16 protein-coding genes are annotated in these 19,014 nt (G+C 63.3%); 10 read left to right on the top strand and 6 right to left on the bottom strand.

Going from position 1 to position 19,014, the window contains the following annotated elements; all coding sequences use genetic code 11:
* Positions 1–111 precede the first annotated feature (111 nt).
* Positions 112–903 carry a tRNA-uridine aminocarboxypropyltransferase gene (locus RF819_RS09615; protein WP_078364784.1) on the top strand — a complete coding sequence of 264 codons (792 nt, stop codon included), beginning with the start codon at positions 112–114 and terminating at the stop codon, positions 901–903.
* On the top strand, positions 900–1,157 hold the full coding sequence (locus RF819_RS09610) for a hypothetical protein (RefSeq protein ID WP_078364783.1): 258 nt from the start codon (positions 900–902) through the stop codon (positions 1,155–1,157). The genes RF819_RS09615 and RF819_RS09610 overlap by 4 nt, the downstream gene beginning before the upstream one ends.
* Before the next feature lie 15 nt (positions 1,158–1,172).
* Here RF819_RS09610 and RF819_RS09605 read toward each other — a convergent pair whose 3' ends face one another.
* Positions 1,173–1,817 (bottom strand): NAD(P)-dependent oxidoreductase, encoded by a 645-nt coding sequence (locus tag RF819_RS09605; protein WP_078366875.1) that lies wholly within the window; start codon positions 1,815–1,817, stop codon positions 1,173–1,175.
* Positions 1,818–1,941: 124 nt separating this feature from the next.
* Between RF819_RS09605 and RF819_RS09600 the strand changes: the two genes are divergently transcribed.
* Complete coding sequence (locus tag RF819_RS09600; protein WP_242473300.1) at positions 1,942–2,841, top strand: LysR substrate-binding domain-containing protein; 900 nt, start codon at positions 1,942–1,944, stop codon at positions 2,839–2,841.
* Positions 2,842–2,903: 62 nt separating this feature from the next.
* Here the strand turns inward: RF819_RS09600 and alkB are convergent, their stop codons facing one another.
* Both alkB and RF819_RS09590 read right to left on the bottom strand, forming a co-directional pair.
* Complete coding sequence (gene alkB / locus RF819_RS09595; protein WP_078364782.1) at positions 2,904–3,563, bottom strand: DNA oxidative demethylase AlkB; 660 nt, start codon at positions 3,561–3,563, stop codon at positions 2,904–2,906.
* 85 nt (positions 3,564–3,648) lie between these two features.
* The gene (locus tag RF819_RS09590) at positions 3,649–4,767 is read right to left on the bottom strand and encodes a DNA alkylation repair protein (RefSeq protein ID WP_078364781.1); all 1,119 of its coding nucleotides are present in this window, start codon (positions 4,765–4,767) and stop codon (positions 3,649–3,651) included.
* A gap of 100 nt (positions 4,768–4,867) precedes the next feature.
* Here RF819_RS09590 and RF819_RS09585 point away from each other — a divergent pair, with 100 nt between their 5' ends.
* Together RF819_RS09585 and RF819_RS09580 are read left to right on the top strand one after the other, a co-directional pair.
* Positions 4,868–5,992 carry a DNA glycosylase AlkZ-like family protein gene (locus RF819_RS09585; protein WP_078364780.1) on the top strand — a complete coding sequence of 375 codons (1,125 nt, stop codon included), beginning with the start codon at positions 4,868–4,870 and terminating at the stop codon, positions 5,990–5,992.
* Between the two features lie 52 nt (positions 5,993–6,044).
* Positions 6,045–6,923, top strand: a complete 879-nt coding sequence (locus RF819_RS09580; RefSeq protein WP_078364779.1) for a PA4780 family RIO1-like protein kinase — start codon at positions 6,045–6,047, stop codon at positions 6,921–6,923.
* Positions 6,924–7,225: 302 nt separating this feature from the next.
* On the opposite strand, the gene RF819_RS09575 is transcribed toward RF819_RS09580, so the two are convergent.
* Entirely contained in the window at positions 7,226–9,622 is a 2,397-nt protein-coding gene (locus RF819_RS09575) for a penicillin-binding protein 1A (protein WP_078364778.1), read from the bottom strand.
* A 57-nt stretch (positions 9,623–9,679) separates the two neighbouring features.
* Between RF819_RS09575 and RF819_RS09570 the strand changes: the two genes are divergently transcribed.
* A complete protein-coding gene (locus RF819_RS09570; protein WP_078364777.1) occupies positions 9,680–10,390 on the top strand; it encodes a glutathione S-transferase N-terminal domain-containing protein in 711 nt (236 codons plus the stop codon).
* Between the two features lie 108 nt (positions 10,391–10,498).
* Here RF819_RS09570 and RF819_RS09565 read toward each other — a convergent pair whose 3' ends face one another.
* Positions 10,499–11,665, bottom strand: a complete 1,167-nt coding sequence (locus RF819_RS09565; protein ID WP_078364776.1) for a GGDEF domain-containing protein — start codon at positions 11,663–11,665, stop codon at positions 10,499–10,501.
* A gap of 221 nt (positions 11,666–11,886) precedes the next feature.
* Between RF819_RS09565 and RF819_RS09560 the strand changes: the two genes are divergently transcribed.
* The 3 genes from RF819_RS09560 (at position 11,887) to glgC (ending at position 16,487) form a co-directional block, all read left to right on the top strand.
* Positions 11,887–13,854, top strand: coding sequence for an AsmA family protein (locus RF819_RS09560; RefSeq protein ID WP_078364775.1), 1,968 nt, complete (start codon positions 11,887–11,889; stop codon positions 13,852–13,854).
* Positions 13,855–13,959: 105 nt separating this feature from the next.
* Positions 13,960–14,946, top strand: coding sequence for an SLAC1 anion channel family protein (locus tag RF819_RS09555; RefSeq protein WP_078364774.1), 987 nt, complete (start codon positions 13,960–13,962; stop codon positions 14,944–14,946).
* Positions 14,947–15,176: 230 nt separating this feature from the next.
* Entirely contained in the window at positions 15,177–16,487 is a 1,311-nt protein-coding gene (glgC, locus tag RF819_RS09550; protein ID WP_078364773.1) for a glucose-1-phosphate adenylyltransferase, read from the top strand.
* Positions 16,488–16,586: 99 nt separating this feature from the next.
* Here the strand turns inward: glgC and gap are convergent, their stop codons facing one another.
* On the bottom strand, positions 16,587–17,585 hold the full coding sequence (gene gap / locus RF819_RS09545) for a type I glyceraldehyde-3-phosphate dehydrogenase (RefSeq protein WP_078364772.1): 999 nt from the start codon (positions 17,583–17,585) through the stop codon (positions 16,587–16,589).
* 201 nt (positions 17,586–17,786) lie between these two features.
* Between gap and RF819_RS09540 the strand changes: the two genes are divergently transcribed.
* A complete protein-coding gene (locus RF819_RS09540; protein WP_078364771.1) occupies positions 17,787–18,908 on the top strand; it encodes an NADH:flavin oxidoreductase/NADH oxidase in 1,122 nt (373 codons plus the stop codon).
* Positions 18,909–19,014: the final 106 nt, after the last annotated feature.

The following is a 19,014-nucleotide window of genomic DNA, read 5'->3' as shown; positions in this document are numbered from 1 at the left end:
CATTGCTGTATTCACAACAATCAAACCTGTTTGTCACTCGCGGCGGGGGTCTTGGGGCCTGGGTCGGGCTTGGTCTGTGGGCTGGGCCACACGCCATAATCGCCGCTCCCCATGCCCAAGCCGCCTATCTCTCATCCCACTCCCCACGCCGTCTCCCGCCTGCGCACCGAACGCCTGGCGCGTGCGGTCAAACCGTTTCGCATGCGCGGTGGCCCGGCCGAACGTTGCCCCGGTTGCCGGGTCATGGCCAGCCACTGTTTTTGCAACTTGCGCCCGAACGTGAGCACCCAGGCGGGCGTCTGCCTGCTGATGGCCGACATCGAGCCGCTCAAACCCAGCAACACTGGCTGGCTGATTGCCGATGTGGTGAGTGACACTTTTGCTTTCAGCTGGGCGCGCACCTGGGTGGACCCGCGTTTGCTGACGCTGTTGGCCGACCCGCAGTGGCAGCCTTATGTGGTGTTTCCGGGGGAGTTTGTGGCACCCGAGCGGGTGGTACATGCGCTTGTCCCTGAGGCGGCCACGCCAGGGCAGGTGCCCAAGCGCCCGCTGTTTGTGCTGCTGGATGCGACCTGGGCCGAGGCCGGCAAGATGTTTCGCAAAAGCCCGTACCTCAACAGTTTTCCGGTGCTGAGTCTGCACCCTGAGCAGGTGTCCAACTACCGGCTGCGCCGCTCCAGCCGCAGCGACCACTTCTGCACCTCAGAGGTCGGCGCTTTGTGCCTGGAACTGGCCGGTGAACACCACGCCGCCGAGGTGCTGGCCACCTACCTCGATGTGTTCACCCACCACTACCTGCAGGCCAAGAACCAGCAGCGGCTGGACCTGGAGGATGCCGCACACCTGCGTTTGCGCGATTTGAGCGCGCAGCGACAATCAGGCGCTTTAAGAGCCACCTTATGACCCCAGACCAGACGCCACCCACTGATGCCACCCACGCGGGGATGTGTGAGCCCTGCGCCGCTGTCCAGCAAAACTGGCGCCGTGCGCCCGGCCATGCTGAACTGGTGCAGGGCGCCAACCGCAAAGAGTTGCGTGGCGAGAAAACGGTCACCGTCACCCGCTACCGCTGTGACCACTGCGGCACGGTGTGGGACTACGAAAACAACAAAGCCAACCAGCACGCTGGCTGGTCGGTCGTGCCCCGCCGGGCCTAAAACAGCACCAGTGGCCTAATTGGCCACGGTAAAACGCTGTTGCCGGTGGCGCGGCTTTTCCAGCTCGTCGACGATGGCCACGGCCATGTCTTCCACCGAAATGGCGGCAGGTGCCTCACCCTCGCCGGGCAGCGGGGTGTCCAGGCCGGTGCGGTACTGGCCGGTGCGCACACCTGGTGCCAAGATGATCGGGGGCGACAAAAAGGTCCAGTCCAGTGAGGTTTCGAGCTTGAGGCGGTTCAGCGCCTCACGCGCGGCCAGGGCGCCTTGTTTGTACTCAGCCGGAAAGCCAGCGGTGTCCACCAGCTGAACTCCTGGCGCCACAAACAGGCTACCAGCACCACCCACCATCAGAAAGCGTTTGACACCGGCGTGCTTTGTGCCGGCCACGATGGCGGCGGTGCCTTCCAGGAACAGGTCGTGGATGCGCGGCTCGGTCCAGCCCGGGTTGTAGGCGCTGACCACGGCGTCATGCCCGGCCACGGCCTGTGCCACTTGGGTGGCGTCCAGCGCGTCGGCCTGCACCACGGTCAAGCTGGCCTGGGCGCTGAGTTTGGCGGGGTTGCGCGCTAGCACGGTGACCTGGTGGCCCCGGCTCAACAGCTCGGTCAACAAGGGTGCGCCGACAAAACCTGTGGCGCCAATGAGTGCAACTTTCATGGTGATCTCCGGTGTGTTTAAGATGGCCATAGTGTCTTTGCTTCACAAAGCTGTGAATAGTCGGCTAAATTCACTAACACTGTGAAGTAAAACTAATGAGTAAGGGTAAACACAAGGGCAACACATGGCGCAGATGGACCAACTCAAACGCATGGCGGTGTTTGCCGAGGTGGTGGCGACGGGCTCGCTGTCAGCCGCAGCGCGCCAGTTGCAGATGACACCCTCGGCGGTGAGCCAGCACCTGCGCCAGCTGGAGTCGGCCCTGGGGCTGGCGCTGTTGCACCGATCCACCCGCAAGCTCACGCTGACCGAAGCCGGTGAACGCTACATCGAGGGCTGTCGCGCCATGGTGGCGGCCGCCCGCAGCGCCGACCAGGCGCTGGTGCGCCACCGCGACGAGCCTGAGGGGGAGCTGCGTATTGCCGCGCCGATTGGCATGGGCGGCCTGCTGGCGCAGGCGCTCGCGCCCTTGCGCCAGCACCCCCGGCTGACGCTGCGCCTGCTGCTCGACGACGCGCTGATCGACCTGATTGAAGAGCGGGTGGACATCGCGCTGCGCGCGGGCAAGCTGCCGGACTCCAGCCTGGTGGCGCGCAAGCTGGGCAGCATGGCCGCGCAGATGTGTGCCGCACCGGCCTACCTGGCCGAGCGCGGCTGGCCGCGGCAGCCGCAGGATCTGGCCACGCACGACTGGCTTGGCGGCAGGCCCTCAACCGGTGGTGACGACACCTTGCTGCTGCACAACGCAGCCGGTGACGAGGTGGCGGTGCAGGTGCACAGCCGCGCCCACGCCAGCCAGGTCACCGCTTTGCACGCCCTGTGTGTGGCGGGTTGGGGCATCAGCGTGGTGGTCAGCGACGATGACCGGCGTGCGCTGTTGGACGGACGGCTGCTGCCGGTGCTGCCGGGCTGGCAGCTGCCCGTCATGCCGATCTACGCCATCACCCCGCGCCGGGGTGAACAGCCCGCCAAGGTGCGCCATGCGCTGGCGCTGCTGACCGCGCACTTTGAACAGGCGCCTTGACTGCTCCTGGGTTCATAGCGGCTTGCCCTTTTTGTTAAAGGGCTAGAGGCAAAAAAAGGCCTTCAAACGCGGCGCTTGACCTGGCGAAACGTCAGGTTGATGCGCCGCCTGCCCAGCAGCGCGTGTTCCCCCTCGGCCAAGGGCGCCACACCATGAAACGCCAGCCGCGACGGGCCACCCCACACCACCACGTCGCCATGCACCAGCCGGTAACGCTGCGGCCGGTCTTGGCGGCTGGGTGTGCCAAACAAAAACACCGCAGGCAGGCCCAGCGACAGCGAGACGATGGGTGCGCTGAGGTCCTGCTCATCGCGGTCCTGGTGCAAGGAGAGTTTGGCGCCGGGTTGGTACTGGTTGATCAGGCAGGCGTCGGGTGCAAACTGCGGGTAACCGGCCAGCGCCGCAGCCTGTTGCGCCAACGCCAGACCAACAGCGGGCATGTCCGGCCAGGCCTGGCCTGAGAGCGGGTCGTGCGCCGCATAGCGGTAACCACGCGGGTCGGACACCCAGCCCAGTGGGCCGCAGCTGCTGGTAGCCACCGACATGGTGTAACCGCCGGGCGTTTGCATGTGGCGCAGCGGCGCTTGCTGCAACACGGCCTCAACCGCTTGCAGCAGTTCGGGCGCCTCCTTCAAGACAAAACCACGCAGCAGCAGTGCACCGGGCCCGAGGCTTGCGGGTGCCGTATCCGGCTCCGGTGGCAGGTCGTCAAAAAGGTCCATGGCACGCCCGTTGCATTCCTTTATTGATAGCTATTGACCCTTGTGTTTAAAGGGCTATAGGCCAATTGGATGCATAAAATCCGGTTCATCCACCCGGCACCAACTCAAACGCGCCGAGCGGCTGCGCCTGGCCGTTGAGCAATACCGCCACCGGATGGCGACCCGGGTAGTGTTTGCGGGTCGTCATCTCGGCCAAGGAGAGTTTTTTGGACAGTTGCACGGTCTGGCCCGGTGCCAGTTCCAGCGTGGTCAGTTTGAACACCTTGGCGCGGGTTTGACCATTGGCCTTGACATAGTGCACCGCCAAATCCACCAGCACCCTTTGTGATTGGTTTTGGGAATTGGTCAGCACAAAGCTGATTTGTACCGCGCCACCCATCACCACCTGGCCGGGGCTGATCTGGACCTGGCCCACAGCCAACTGCGCAGCCTGGCCATAACCCAATACCTTGAGCGCACCGGCTTCGCCGCGTTTCACCGCCGAGCGCAGCGCGTGGTTCACGATCCAGGCCTGCTCGGGGCTCGCGTCTTGTAGCCAGGCCTGGGTGATGCGGGTCAACAGCTCGGGGTGGTCCTTGCCAATGTCGTTGAGGTTGTTGGCCACCGAGCGGCGCACATACAGCGCCGGGTCGTCCTTGAGCAGCTCCAGCAAATCAAGAACCGGTGTCGGGTCGGCCTGGAACTGGCGCAGGCGCGGCGCCCAGGGCAGGCGTGGGCGCGAGCCCTCAGACACCAGGCGGCGCACATGTTCACTCGGGTCGGTGGCCCAGACCCTGAACTGCGCCAGAGTGGCCTGTGTGTGGTGCTCCAGAAAAGGGCGGATGCTGAACTCGGCGCTGAAACGCTGGGTCAAGGTGTGCTGCGCTGCCATGGACGCCTCAAAGTGGTCCAGCCCGTAGTTGGCCACAAACAAAGTGTGCGGCAGGTACAGAAACGAGCCGAGTGTCAGGCTCGAGTCGCGGCCATGGGGCTGCTCGATGGACGCCATCAAGATGGCCAGTGCCTCGGGGTAGTTCTCTGGCAAGAAGCGGCGCAGTGCTCGGGCGATGTGTTGGCCACGTGCCATCAGCGCCAGGGTGTCAAAACCGTCCAGTACTTCGGCCACAAAACCGGCAGAGTCAAAAGCCGGGTAGACCGCTGCAATCATGCTGGTTATGGCTTGGGGCACGTCGGCGCCGTATTGCTTGATCAGGGGTTCAGCCATGGTGGAAGGTGCTTGTGTTCAAGAGGTGTGACATGGGATTGTTGACCCCATGTCTGGCAGATATACTGTATTTTTACACAGTTACCAAAGGCTGGGCACCATGGCCATCACTCTCCACCAACTGCGTCGCTTTGCGCTGGCCCGCAGCCTGTTTGCACCCACCACGCTGCCTGCGGCCATCGCGCGCCTGGGTTTTGTGCAGGCGGACCCGATCCGCGCCCCGGCGCGTGCGCAAGACCTGACCCTGCGCCATCGCGTCAAGGGCTACCGCGCCGGTGATCTGGAGCGGCGTTACCCCCAGCTTGATGTTGAAGAAGACTTTTTCGTCAACTACGGCTTTGTGCCGCGCAGCACCCAGGCGCTGATGCACCCACGTGTGCCGCAGGCGGTGTGGACCCCCGAGCGTGCTGCGCAGGCCCAGGCGGTGCTGGACTTTGTGCTGGCCCATGGTGTGGTGCACCCGCGTGAGGTGGACGCCCACTTTGCCCATGGCTCGGCGCGCAACTGGTTTGGTGGCTCGTCCAACGCCAGCACCCAACTGCTTGACGACATGCATTACCGCGGCCTGCTGCGTATTGCCGGGCGGGTGAGTGGTGTGCGCACCTATGCCGCGCGCGACGGCATGTCAGAAACCGCGCCGGACCCGGCCCAGGCCATGGACGCGCTGGTGGATGTGATCGTGAACAAATACGCACCCCTGCCCGAGCGCTCGCTCGGTGAGCTGATCAGCCACCTGCGTGGCGGTACGCCGCAGTGGGCGACCCAGCGCGCCGCTGCGTTCCAGCGGGCCAAACAGCGCCTGGCCAGCGCCCAGGTCGACGGTGTCACCTGGTATTGGCCTGCTGATGAAACCCCCACCAGCCGCCGCTTGGCCAATGGCGACATGTTGCGGCTGCTGGCCCCGTTTGACCCGGTGGTGTGGGACCGGCGCCGGTTTGAGCTGTTCTGGGGCTGGGCTTACCGTTTTGAGGCCTACACCCCGGCGCCCAAACGGGTGCGCGGTTATTACGCGTTGCCGCTGTTGTGGCGCGAGCAGGTCATTGGCTGGGGCAATCTGGCGGTGCGGGGCGATCAGCTGGAGGTGGACCTGGGTTATGTGGCAGGTAGCCCACCGACGGATGCGGTGTTTGCGCAGGCGCTGGAGGAGGAGCTGGCACGCTTGCGCACTTTTCTGGCACTGCCTGAAACACCCCCAGTAGGGCTTCAGCCAGACGCCTTGGGCTGATATGGGCGCTGGGGCTGACAATCCAGCTCCCCCAGCCCCGACCCAACGCCCCATGAAACCACCTGCCCGACTGATGTCCCTGATCGAAGAGGGTCTGATCGACAGCGTGGTGCGCCAGCTGATGAGTGGCAAGGAGGCGATGGTGTTTGTGGTGCGCTGCGGTGCGGAGACCCGCTGCGCCAAGATTTACAAAGAAGCCACCCAGCGCAGCTTTCGCCAGGCGGTGGACTACACCGAAAACCGCAAGGTGAAAAACTCGCGTTCGGCGCGTGCCATGGCCAAAGGCAGCAAGTTTGGCCGCCAGGAACAAGAAGCCGCCTGGCAAAGCGCCGAGGTCGACGCGCTCTACCGCCTGGCCGCCGCCGGTGTGCGGGTGCCCCAGCCCTACAACTTTTGCGACGGTGTGTTGCTGATGGAACTGGTGACCGACGCGCAGGGCGACGCCGCCCCGCGCCTGAACGATGTGGCCTTTACCCCCGAGCAGGCGCGCCAACACCACGCCACGCTGATCAAAGAAGTGGTGCGCATGCTGGGTGCTGGCGTGGTGCACGGTGATTTGTCCGAGTTCAACATCCTGCTGGCGCACACCCCCGGAGTGGATGAGGCCGACGGGCTGGATGAACCGGTGATCATTGACCTGCCACAAGCGGTGGACGCGGCGGGCAACAACCACGCCCAGCGCATGTTGCTGCGCGATGTGGCGAATCTGCGCGACTTCTTCGGCCAGTTCGCCCCCGAACTGCTGGCCACCGAGTACGGCCCTGAAATCTGGAGCCTGTACCAGGCCGGGTTGCTGAGTGTGGACATGCCGCTCACAGGTCGTTTTGAGCGCTCACAAGCCAGTGTCGACATGCAGGCGGTGTTGCGCGAGATTGACGACGCCCGGGCTGAAGACGCGGCGCGTCGGCTGCGGATGGCGACGGCGGGCTGAGGCTGGCGGCCCAAGACCGTCTCACGTCTTGGGTGGCAGCGGGTGGGGTATTGGCGCCCACCTCAGACGCGCTGCGCTTTGCGACATCGGTGGACCCCAACACCCCACCCGCTGCGGCGCGCACTTTGGTTCGCCACCGTTCAACAGCCTGACCCCTGAAAAAAGCTGAGTCCCGGCGATGTTCTCGGGCCGTGTGAGTTTGGGCGGGGGGCCGATGTCGCAAAGCGCAGAGCGTCTGAGGCCTCGCGCTCAAGCTCACATGGCCTACCCACAGAGCAGCACGTCAGCGAATGAACCCGGCCCTAACGCACCGCGTCATCGGGCACCACAGCAGGTGCAGGCACAGACACCGGTGCCACCGGTCCCAGCGTGGGCGCGGCGCTGGAGGCTGAAATGGGCGATACCGGCGCACTGGCTGGCAGCGTGACCGTGGATGCCACCACCTCAACCGGTTCACTGGCGGGCACAGCGGGCTCCGGCGCCACCACCTCTTCGGGGGCGGGCTGACGCACCGGTTGTGGCACAGGTACGGGCTTGGGCGCCATCAGGCCCTGCACCCAGTCACGCAACCCTTTGGCCAGTTGGCTGAAAAAGCCCTCGGGCGGTGCCTCGAAACGCTCGCGTGGGTCGATCAGCTTGGTCCGCAGCGCCTGGGCGGTGACCTCACCCACGATCGGCAAGGCGCTGTGTGCGCCCTGGCCCCAGTAGTCGCTGCGCAGGGTGATGCGCCCGTCGTTGAAGCCGACCCAGGCACCGGCCACCAGCTGCGGGTGCATCAGGATGAACCAGCCGTCGGTGTTGTCCTGGGTGGTGCCGGTTTTGCCAGCCACGTCAGCGCGGATGCCGTAGCGGCTGCGGATGGCCACGCCGGTGCCTTTGTCCACCACACCCCGCATGACGTCGAGCAGTTGGTAGTTGGCCTGGGCCGACAGGGCCCGCTGTGGCTTGGCCGGGTCGAACTCGGCCAGCACCTCGCCCTGGCGGTTCTCAATGCGGGTCACCAGCATTGGCGCTAGGTACTGACCGTCATGCGCGATGCTGCTGTAGGCGCTGACCATTTCTTTCAAGCTCACCGGGCTGGTGCCCAGGGCCAGCGCGGGCACCGCCTCCAACGGACTCTCGTTGACACCCATGGCACGTGCCAGCCGGGCCACCCGCTCGGGGCCGACGGATTGCATCAGCTGGGCGGTGATGGTGTTTTTGGAATAGGCCAGTGCATCGCGCAGGCGCATGGGTTTGTCGCTGGGCGGGCCACCGTCGCTGGGGCGCCAGACTTCACCGCCGGGCAGCGGGATCTCCACCGCCTGGTCGATCAGCGTGTCGTCGGGGCTGGCGCCCTCATCGAAGGCGGCGCCGTAAACAAAAGGTTTGAAGGTCGAGCCGGGCTGGCGCCGCGCCTGCGACACATGGTCAAACGGCTCTTGTCCAAAGTCGCGGCTGCCCACCCAGGCGCGCACCTGGCCGTTGCGCGGGTCCAGTGCCAGGAAACCGGCCTGCAAACGGGTTTTCTGGGTGCGCAGTTGGCCCATGAAGCTGCTGTCTTTCAACAGCGCCTTCAGCACGTCGTCAGCGTTTTGGCCTGCATCGACCGCACGCCGGTACTCGGGTGTCTCGCGCACCAGGGACTGGACCAGGGCGCTGTCCGGGCCCCAGGCGCGGCGCGGCTGCCAGGCGGCGTCGGCCAGGGTTTGCAGGTGGCGGCTCTGGCGCGCCAGTGCCTGGTTGGCCAGGGCCTGCAGGCGTGCGTCGATGGTGGTGTGCACCACCAGGCCGTCGGCATAGAGGTTGTAGTCGTGGTCGTCGGCCCAGTCGATCAGCCATTTGCGCAACTGCACCGCAAAGTGTGGCACCGGCCCGCTGTCCTCGACCTGGCGCTCAAAGTCAATGCGCAGCGGGCGTTTGCTCAGGCTGGTGTACTGCGCGGCCTCCAGCTGCCCCCGTTTGACCATTTGCGCCAGCACGGTGTTGCGCCGCTGCAGCGCCCGCTCGGGGTTGAGCACCGGGTTGTAGTAGCTGTTGCCCTTGAGCATGCCCACCAGCGTGGCGCTTTCCAGCACACTGAGCTGGTCGGCCGACTTGTCAAAGTAGGTGCGCGCCGCCATCTCAATGCCGTAGGCGTTGTAGAGAAAGGGCACGGTGTTGAGGTAGGTCTCCAGAATCTCGGGCTTGGTGTAGAGCGCCTCGATCTTGAACGCGGTGATGGCTTCCTTGAGCTTGCGTGTGAGCGTGGGCGCGCGGCCAATCTCCTGCGGGAACAGGTTGCGCGCCAATTGCTGGGTCAGGGTCGAGCCGCCTTGGCGCTCACCCGAAAAGGTGTGCAACGCCGCTGAGGCGGTGCGCCGCCAGTCCAGCCCGAAGTGTTCGTAAAAGCGGTGGTCTTCGGTGGCGACCAGGGCGTTCACCACCGAGGGCGCCACATCTTTGAGCGGCACCCAGACCCGGTTGGCCCATTTGAACTCGGTCAGCAGCTTGCCGTCGCTCGACAGCACCTGCGCGGGCAAATCGACCTTGGCCTTGCGGATGTCGCTGATGGCAGGTGTGAAAGGAATCAGCAGCAGGGTGTAGGCCAGCAGCAGGGTTGGCAACGCGGCCAGCGCCCAGAGCAGCTCGCGCCGGGTCGGGCGGCGCCAGCGCTGCAGAAACTCAGTCAGAAAAGGGGGAAATCGAGAGGGTAAGGACACGCGGAAACCAGTGGGCATAGACTGCCGTAGAGGCGGATTATCCGCCGCATTCAACCGCCCCCGAAGGACGCATCCATGACCGACCTCTCTGCTTTTGCCATCACCCGCAAGTGGCCCGCCCAGCACCCAGAGCGCCTGCAGCTCTATTCCTTACCCACCCCGAACGGCGTCAAGGTGTCGATTTTGTTGGAAGAAACCGGCTTGCCGTATGAGGCGCATCTGGTGAGTTTTGAGACCAACGACCAGCTCTCACCCGAGTTTGTCGCGACCTTTCCCAACAACAAGATCCCCGCCATCATCGACCCCAATGGCCCCGGTGGTCAGCCGCTGGCGCTGTTCGAGTCAGGTGCCATCCTGCTGTACCTGGCCGAGAAAACTGGCCAGTTTCTGCCAGCTGATCCGGCGGCACGTTATGAGACGATCCAGTGGCTGATGTTCCAGATGGGCGGTATCGGCCCGATGTTTGGCCAGCTCGGTTTCTTCAACGTGTTTGCTGGCAAAGACTACGAAGACAAACGCCCGCGTGACCGTTATGCCGCTGAATCCCGGCGCCTGCTCGGTGTGCTCAACCAGCGCCTGGCCACACGCGCCTGGGTCTTGGGTGATGACTACACCATTGCCGACATCGCCATCCTGCCATGGGTGCGTAACCTGATTGAGCGTTACCAAGCAGCGGATCTGGTCGGCATGGCCGACTTCCCGCACGTCACGCGTGTGCTGGCGGCCTTTGTCGCGCGGCCTGCGGTGGCGCGTGGGCTGCTGGTGCCACAACGCAGTCCGGTGTAAGCAGCCTGGTTGCTACACTTTATTCTCTGTTTTTGATAGCGACAAGCCCTTTTTGAATAAGGGCTATCGGCCAATATGAAGCAGGTTCTGTTCAACAACCGGCGTGAATCAGACGGCTAGGGGGGCCGTTTCTGCGTTCGGGCTGCTGCCTTCTGCCGCTGGCGTGGGCAGCTCGCAGACGACGCGGTTGCGGCCTTGTGTCTTGGCCGCGTACATCGCCAGGTCGGCCCGGTGCATCAGGCTCGACAGGCTGGTGTCTTCCTTTTGCAACAAGGCAATGCCGATGCTGACGGTCTGGCAGATGGCCTGACCCTGCAGCGTGAGCGGCACCGCAGCGGCGGCCTGGCGCAGGCGCTCGGCCGTTTCGGTGGCTTCGGCCTGGGTGGTCTCTGGCATGAGCAGCGCGAACTCTTCGCCACCAAGCCGCCCCAGGCAGTCACCGGTGCGCAGGTTGCGCTTCAGGGCATCCACCACCGCACCCAGCACCTCGTCGCCAGCCAGGTGGCCGTACTGGTCATTGATCTGTTTGAAGTGGTCCAGGTCAATGATCAGCAAGGCCAGCACATGGCAGGAGCGATGGGCGGCCTGGAGTTGCTGGTTGGCCTCGGCCAGGAAATAGCGGCGGTTGACCAGGCCGGTCAGTGCATCGCGTGAGGCCTGCAATTCCAGCTCCCTGATCAAGATCTCGTTGCGCTGGCGCAGCTGCAGGGCCTCGGTCGAGTAGGTGTTGATCTGCCGCGCCACCAGCAGCATCAAGACGCTGAAACCCAGCCCCAGCAGGCTCAGGCCGATATTGAACCAGCTGAGTTCGAGCAAGGGCAGGCCAAGCAGGGCCAGGACGGGAAAGACCATGTCGCGCTCCAGTGTGCGCAGATGGGCATTGCTCATCGAGGTGGTCAGGGCGATCAGCGCGATGTGCACCAGCATGATGAACACCAGGCTGGCAAAGTTGTCATGCTGCCAGGCCCAGAACACCAGCGACGACCAGGCCAGCATGTGGGCGCCGTGGGCCAAGGCGATGCGCCTGGCCCAGTGTGGCTCGTCGGACGCGCCGGCCTGGCTGCGCTTGAAGGCCCGGTAGACGCGGATGTAGTTGGCGATGATCAGCAGCTCAAAACCAGCCCAGATGGCCGCCCAGCTGACCGGCACCCAGTTGGTGAGCATCGCGGCGACCACCAAGGTCAGCAACGGCGCCAGGTAACGGTCATGCAGATGGATATCCACATACAGGTGTAACTGGGCCAGGCGGATGTCTGCCCTTGGGTCGGTCATCATGGGAAGGTTTTTTTTGGGAGTGCGTATAGGGCAAGACTATGCCTGATTGATGTTGCCTTGTCATGGCCGCCCTGGTCCGGGAAACTGTATCGCTCAAGTGTTGTGCCCAGCGCCACGGGTTCCTGGGTGCGCTGACGCACAGTCCCATCAGCCGCTGACGCAGACAATCGCGCGAGACCCAGGGTGCCTCCGCACCTCGTCCCTGTGAAAGTCACACGTTTATGGTTTTCCCTTCCTTGTTGGTGTTGCGGCGTTATGTGTTGTGGGCGCTGGCGGCCCTGTTGACTGCGGTGTTGCTGCTGGTGCTGGTCATCGCCTTGTTCGGCTGGAACTGGTTGCGCGCGCCCATGGAGCGCATGGCCCTGCAACACACTGGGCGTGAGCTGGTGTTGAGCGGTGATCTGACGGTGGACTTTGGCTGGCCGGTGGCGCGTTTACATGCGACCGGTGTGCGTTTTGCCAACCCGGCCTGGGCCAAGGAAAAACAGATGGTTACGGCAGACGGTGTGGCGGTCGGTCTCGATCTGAGCAGCTTGCTCAAGCGCAACATCGCTTTCACTGAAGTGCGCCTGGAACAGGCCAGCATTTTTCTGGAACAGTCCAACAAGCGCAAAAGCTGGTTGCTGGACATCAACCAGCAGGACGAAAACGACCGCATCCACATCGGGCGGGTGGCGCTGGATCATGGCACGCTGGGTTATGACGATCTGGACCAGAAAACCAGCATCCGCGCTCAGCTGGCCACCGCCTCGGGTGAAACCAGCCGGGCCACGGCGCTGGACCTGAGTTTCTCGGCCACCGGCCAGTTCAAGGGGTTGCCGCTGAAGGCGCAGGGCAGCGGTGGCCCGGTGCTGGCGCTGCGCGACACCAGCCAGCCCTACCCGCTCAAGCTGACAGCCAGCCTCGGACCGACCCAGGTGCAGGTGGACGGCACCGTGACCGGCTTGCTGGCTTTCTCGGCCGTGGACATGCAGATGGCGTTGTCGGGGGGTAGCCTGGAGCAGCTCTACCCGCTGCTGGGCATCGCTTTCCCAGGCACCCGCGCCTATTCGGTGGCGGGCCATTTGTGGCATGTGGGTCAGCGCTGGCGTTTTGAGAAGTTCAGCGGTCGTTTTGGCGCCAGCGACATCGCCGGTTTTGTTGAGGTCACGACTGGCGGCCAACGGCCGGTCTTGAACGCCGTGCTCAACTCGCGCCTGCTGGCGCTGGCGGATCTTGGCCCGGTGATTGGCGCGCGGAGCGGCAGTCTGGCCCAGGCCGTGAAAGACCCGCAGGCACAAAAGCGGGTGTTGCCCGAGCTGCCCTTTAAAACCGAGCGTTGGGACTCGGTGGATGCCGATGTGCAGCTCAGCGCCAAAACCTTGCGCCGCGCCGAGGCGCTGCCGCTGGAAGACCTGTCGGTTCACTTGAAACTGCAGGACTCGGTGCTGACGCTGGACCCGCTCAACTTTGGACTGGCCGGTGGGCAGTTGCAGACCCGCATCACGCTGGACGGGCGCAGCACACCGATCCAGGCCAGCGCCCAGGTTCGGGCACGCAAGCTGTTGTTGTCCAAGCTGTTCCCCACGGTGGACCTGAACCAGGCCAGTATTGGCCAGATCAATGGCGAGTTCAAGCTGAGTGGCACGGGCAACTCGGTGGGTGACATGTTGGCCAGTGCCAACGGCCAGGTGGGTCTGGTGGTGGCTGGCGGCCAGGTCAGCCGCTTGATGATGGAAAAAATCGGCCTGCACCTGTGGGAGATCCTGGCGCTGAATCTGACTGGCGACAAGCTGATCAAGCTGCGCTGCGCGGTGGCAGACTTCCAGGTGAAGTCCGGGGTCATGCAGACCGAGGCGCTGGTGGTGGACACCCAGGTCACCACCTTGCTGGGCAGCGGCAACATCGACCTGGCCCATGAGCAGCTGGACCTGACGCTCACCCCCAAGACCAAGACCACCAGCCCGGTGGCCTTGCGCAGCCCGATCTACATTCGCGGCAGTTTTGCCCAACCCCAGGTCAGTGTCGACAAAGGCCAGGTGGCCGCGCGCGCTGCCGGTGCAGTGGCACTGGGCCTGGTCAACCCGCTGCTGGCCTTGCTGCCGCTGATCGACGCGGGCCCCGGCCAGGACAGTGACTGTGGCCAACTGGTGCGCGATGCGCGGGCCTTGCCACGTCCGGCGCGCAGCCCTGGCCAGGTGAGCAAGTAGCGCCCAAACCACCGGCCACCCACACTGCGTGACTCTTGTCACCGTGTGATTGGGGGTGCTGCCCGTATCATGGTTTCCAGCTGTATGAACTGGAGATCTGTTGTTATGAGTACCCCTGTTGCCACGCCCGCTGCGGCCTCCCATGGCCGTCTTGAACGCCTGCCGGTGTCGATGTTTTCCATCGTCATGGGCCTGGCGGGCACCACCATCGCGCTGGAAAAGGCTGAGCACCTGTGGCACTGGTCGGTGGCGCCCAGTCTGGGGCTGCTGGTGCTGACGGCGCTGGTGTTTGTGCTCATCAGCTTGGCCTATCTGGGCAAATGGGTGTTGCATCGCCCGCAGGTGCTGGCCGAGTTCAACCACCCCATCCGGCTGAGCTTCTTTCCGGCGATGTCGATTGGTATGTTGTTGCTGGCGATTGCGGCCTTGGGCCACGCACCAGCTGTTTCGCAGGTCTTGTGGGCCGTGGGTGCCACGGTGCAACTGCTGTTCACCCTGGTCATCCTGTCGGCCTGGATGCACCACGAGAAGTTCCAGGTGCAGCACAGCAACCCGGCCTGGTTCATCCCGATTGTGGGCAACATCCTGGTGCCCATCGCGGGTGTGCCGCTGGGTTATCAGGAAATCTCGTGGTTTTACTTCAGCGTCGGGCTGATGATGTGGACCCCGCTGCTGGCGGTGTTGTTCAACCGTTTTTTCTTTCACCCGATGCTGCCTGCCAAGCTGCTGCCCACACTGTTCATCCTGATTGCGCCGCCCGCCGTGGGTTTCATCTCCTGGGTCAAGTTGCACAACGGTGTGGTCGACGATGTGGCGCGCATCCTGTATTACTTTGCCCTGTTCATCACCTTGCTGCTGCTGTCGCAGGTCAAACACTTCTGGCGCCTGTCGTTTGCCCTGCCGTGGTGGGCCTATTCGTTCCCGATGGCGGCGATGACGATTGCCACCTCGGTGATGCTGGACACCGTGGGTGGTGGCTTTTTTGCCTTGTTATTCCCGCTGTTGTTGACGGTTTTGCTGCTGCTGGTGGCCCTGATCAGCTGGCGCACGCTGCTGGCCATGAAGCGCGGCCAGATCTGTGTGCCTGAGTAAAACCCTGGGTCCATGACCCGGCGGGTGCCCAGAGGAATGTTATTTTTATAGCGTCCGCCCCTTTTTAAACAAGGGCTGGAGGCCATTTTTGTATAAATAGGCCGCTGCCAGCGCATGCTGAAATCCTGTGCCGATGTGCACCATTCGTGCTTCTAAATCAATAGAATGAGCAACTGCAAGCTGTGTTGACCAGCAACAGGGCTTAGCACAAAACAATTTGAGGCGCCAACATGAGTGACTTTGATGCATCCAGCCCAGACAGACGCAGCGGGCGCGATCCCCGACTCGTCAGCCAACTCACCCGCAACACCTTTGCCATGGTGCTCGCGGGTGGCCGCGGTAGCCGCTTGCGTGAGCTGACCGACTGGCGCTCCAAGCCGGCCGTGCCTTTTGGTGGCAAGTTCCGCATCATCGACTTCACCCTGTCCAACTGCGTCAACTCGGGCGTGCGCCGTGTGGGGGTGGCCACCCAGTACAAGTCACAAAGCCTGATCCGGCATTTGCAGCTGGGCTGGAGTTTCCTGGATGGCCGCCTGGGCGAGTTCATCGAGATCATGCCCGCGCAGCAGCAGGTGGACGAATCACACTGGTACCAGGGCACGGCGGATGCGGTGTTCCAGAACCTGCGCGAAATCCGCCACGCCAACCCCAAATACGTGCTGATCCTCTCGGGCGACCACATTTACCGCATGGACTATGGCCGACTGCTGTTGGGCCATGTGGAGCGCCAGGCGGACATGACGGTGGCGTGTATCGAGGTGCCGATCCAGGAGGCCAGCAGCTTTGGGGTGATGTCGGTCAACGACGAAGGCCGGGTGGTCGATTTCCAGGAAAAACCGGCCCAACCCCAGCACATGCCGGGCAAGCCCGATGTGGCCCTGGCCAGCATGGGGGTCTACGTGTTTAATGCCCGCTTCCTGTTCGAGCAGCTTAGCCGCGACGCCGACGACCCGAAATCGAGCCATGACTTTGGCAAGGACATCATTCCGCACTGCGTCAAACGCTACCGCACCTTTGCCCAGAGTTTTGCCGACAGCTGTGTCCAGGAACCCGGCAAACCGGCCTACTGGCGTGACGTCGGCACACTGGACGCGTATTGGTCCGCCAACATGGACCTGGTGCAGGTGACGCCTGAGCTGAACCTGTACGACGACAGCTGGCCGATCTGGACCTGGCAGGAGCAGCGTCCACCGGCCAAGTTTGTGTTTGACGACGAAACCCGCCGTGGCAGCGCCATCGACTCGACGGTGTCAGGCGGCTGCATCATCAGCGGGGCCACGGTGCGGCGCTCAATGTTGTTCTCAGGCGTGCATGTGCACAATTACACGCTGGTGGAAGACTCGGTGGTGCTGCCCAATGTGCAGATTGGCCGCAACTGCGTCATCAAAAAATGTATTCTGGACCGTGAATGCCATTTGCCCGATGGCACCCAGATTGGGGTGGACCCGGAGGTCGATCGCAAGCGCTTCCACGTCACCGACTCGGGCATCACGCTGGTCACGCCCAGCATGCTGGGGCAAAACAAGGACTTCATCCGCTGAGACGGCGCTGCGCTTGGCGTGGCCGGTCAGACCGGCACAGACGTAAAAAAAGGCCCGGCTGCAATGCAGCACGGGCCTTTTTGTTGGGTTTGGCCAGAATTACTTGGCGACCACGCGCACCATTTCCAGGCACTTGTTGGAATAACCCCATTCGTTGTCGTACCAGGCAACCAGTTTCACGAAGGTGCCGTCCAGAGCGATGGAGGCGTCTGCGTCAAACACGCTGGTGCGGGTTTCACCACGGAAGTCGGTGGCCACCACTTTTTCTTCGGTGTAACCGAGCACGCCCTTCATGGCGCCTTCGCTTTGTGCCTTGATTTCGGCACAAATTTCGGCCATGGTGGCGCTGGTGTTGAGTTCACACGTCAGGTCAACCACCGACACGTCGCTGGTTGGCACGCGGAACGACATGCCGGTCAGTTTCTTGTTGAGTGCAGGAATCACCACGCCCACAGCCTTGGCAGCGCCGGTGCTGGAGGGGATGATGTTTTCCAGAATGCCGCGGCCGCCGCGCCAGTCTTTGTTGGACGGGCCGTCCACTGTCTTTTGTGTGGCGGTAGCAGCGTGCACGGTGGTCATCAGGCCACGTTTGATGCCAAACTTGTCGTTGATCACCTTGGCCAAAGGAGCCAGGCAGTTGGTGGTGCAAGAGGCGTTGGAGATGATGGTTTGACCCGCATAGGTCTTGTCATTCACACCAAACACAAACATCGGGGTGTCGTCCTTGGAAGGTGCCGAGAAGATGACCTTCTTGGCGCCAGCTGCCAGATGCTTTTCGCCGCCGGCCTTGTCCAGGAAAATACCGGTGGATTCGATCACGATGTCGGCGCCGACTTCGTTCCACTTCAGGTTGGCTGGGTCACGTTCTTGTGTCAGGCGAATTTTCTTGCCATTGACGGTGAGGGTGTTGCCGTCCACAGACACGTCGCCCTTGAAGCGGCCGTGCACCGAGTCGTACTTCAACATGTAGGCCAGGTAGCTGGGCTCCAGCAGGTCGTTGATGGCCACGACTTCGATATCGTCGAAGCTCTGCAGGGCTGAGCGCAACACATTGCGTCCGATGCGGCCAAAGCCGTTGATACCAATCTTGATCGTCATAGATTTTCTCCGGGAGTTAATAAAACCAACCTGTGGCTTAGGCGGCACGCAGGGCCGTCGCTGTCATGTTTCAAGCGGGTCAGGCATCATTTTACGGGCGCTTGACACGGCTCAGGTACAAACCGGTAACACGTGCCGCTGATGTTTGGCTGACAGGCGTCTGGGCTATGCTTGCTGACCACCCACCCTCTTGTAAACACCATGAGCCTGCTTTTTTCACCCTGGCACCTGCCTTCGCCGCGTGGCGGCATCACCCTGCCCAACCGTCTGGTGGTGGCACCGATGTGCCAGTACCAGGCCGTTGACGGCTGCGCCACCGACTGGCACCTGATGCACTGGGGTAACTTGCTCAACAGTGGTGCGGCGATGTTCACCATCGAAGCCACTGCGGTGCTGCCAGAAGGCCGCATCACCCCCCAATGCCTGGGCCTGTGGGACGACAGCACCGAGGCCGCGCTGGGTGAGCATCTGAAGCGCGCCCGCGCACTGGCACCGGCCACCGCCGTGTGTATTCAGCTCGCGCACGCGGGTCGCAAGGCCTCCAGCGCCGTGCCCTGGCAGGGCGGGCAGTTGTTGTCACCCGATCAAGGCGGCTGGCAGACGGTGGCGCCATCACCTTTGCCACATTTGCCCACGGAAGCGCCACCCACCGACCTCAGTATGGCCGGGCTGGTGCAGGTCCGTGAGGCGTTTGTAGCGGCCGCGCTGCGCGCCCGGCGCATCGGTGTGGATGCCATCGAGTTACATGCGGCGCACGGCTATTTGTTGCACCAATTTTTGTCGCCCTTGTCCAACCAGCGCAGCGATGCTTATGGTGGTTCGTTCGAGAACCGCGTTCGTTTTCCGCTGGAAGTGTTTGCCGCCATGCGCGCGGCTTATGACGGTGTGCTGGGCCTGCGCCTGTCGGCCACCGACTGGGTCGAGGGTGGTTGGGACTTACCGCAAAGTGAAGCCTTTTGCCAGCAGCTCAAGGCAGCGGGTTGTGACTTCATCCACGTGTCTTCGGGTGGTGTGTCACCGCAGCAAAAAATCGCTCTGGGCGCGGGTTACCAGCTGCCCTTTGCCCGTGCCATCCATGCCAGCAGTGGTCTGGCAACGGTGGCTGTGGGGCTGATCACCGAGCCCGACCAGGCCGAGGCGGTGTTGCAGGCTGGTGACGCGGATCTGGTGGCGTTGGCACGTGCCTTTTTGTACGAGCCCCGCTGGGGCTGGCATGCCGCAGCACGCCTGGGTGGCACGGTGACGGCCAACCCAAGCTACTGGCGTTGCCTGCCGCGCGAGGCCCAGGCCGCCTTTGGCCAGGTGGCCATTGGCGGGCGTTGAGCCGTTTTTTTGCCGCGCTGAAGCCGCCTTTTCGGGCGGCATGTCATATTTGGCGGTTTTGGGCTCTAAGCCTTTATTCATAAGGGAAATACGCTCCTCTTATCAG

This window comes from Rhodoferax fermentans, from assembly GCF_002017865.1.
Taxonomy (GTDB): domain Bacteria; phylum Pseudomonadota; class Gammaproteobacteria; order Burkholderiales; family Burkholderiaceae_C; genus Rhodoferax; species Rhodoferax fermentans.
Note: the sequence above shows the minus strand (reverse complement) of the source record. Positions and strands in the feature narration are given on the sequence as shown.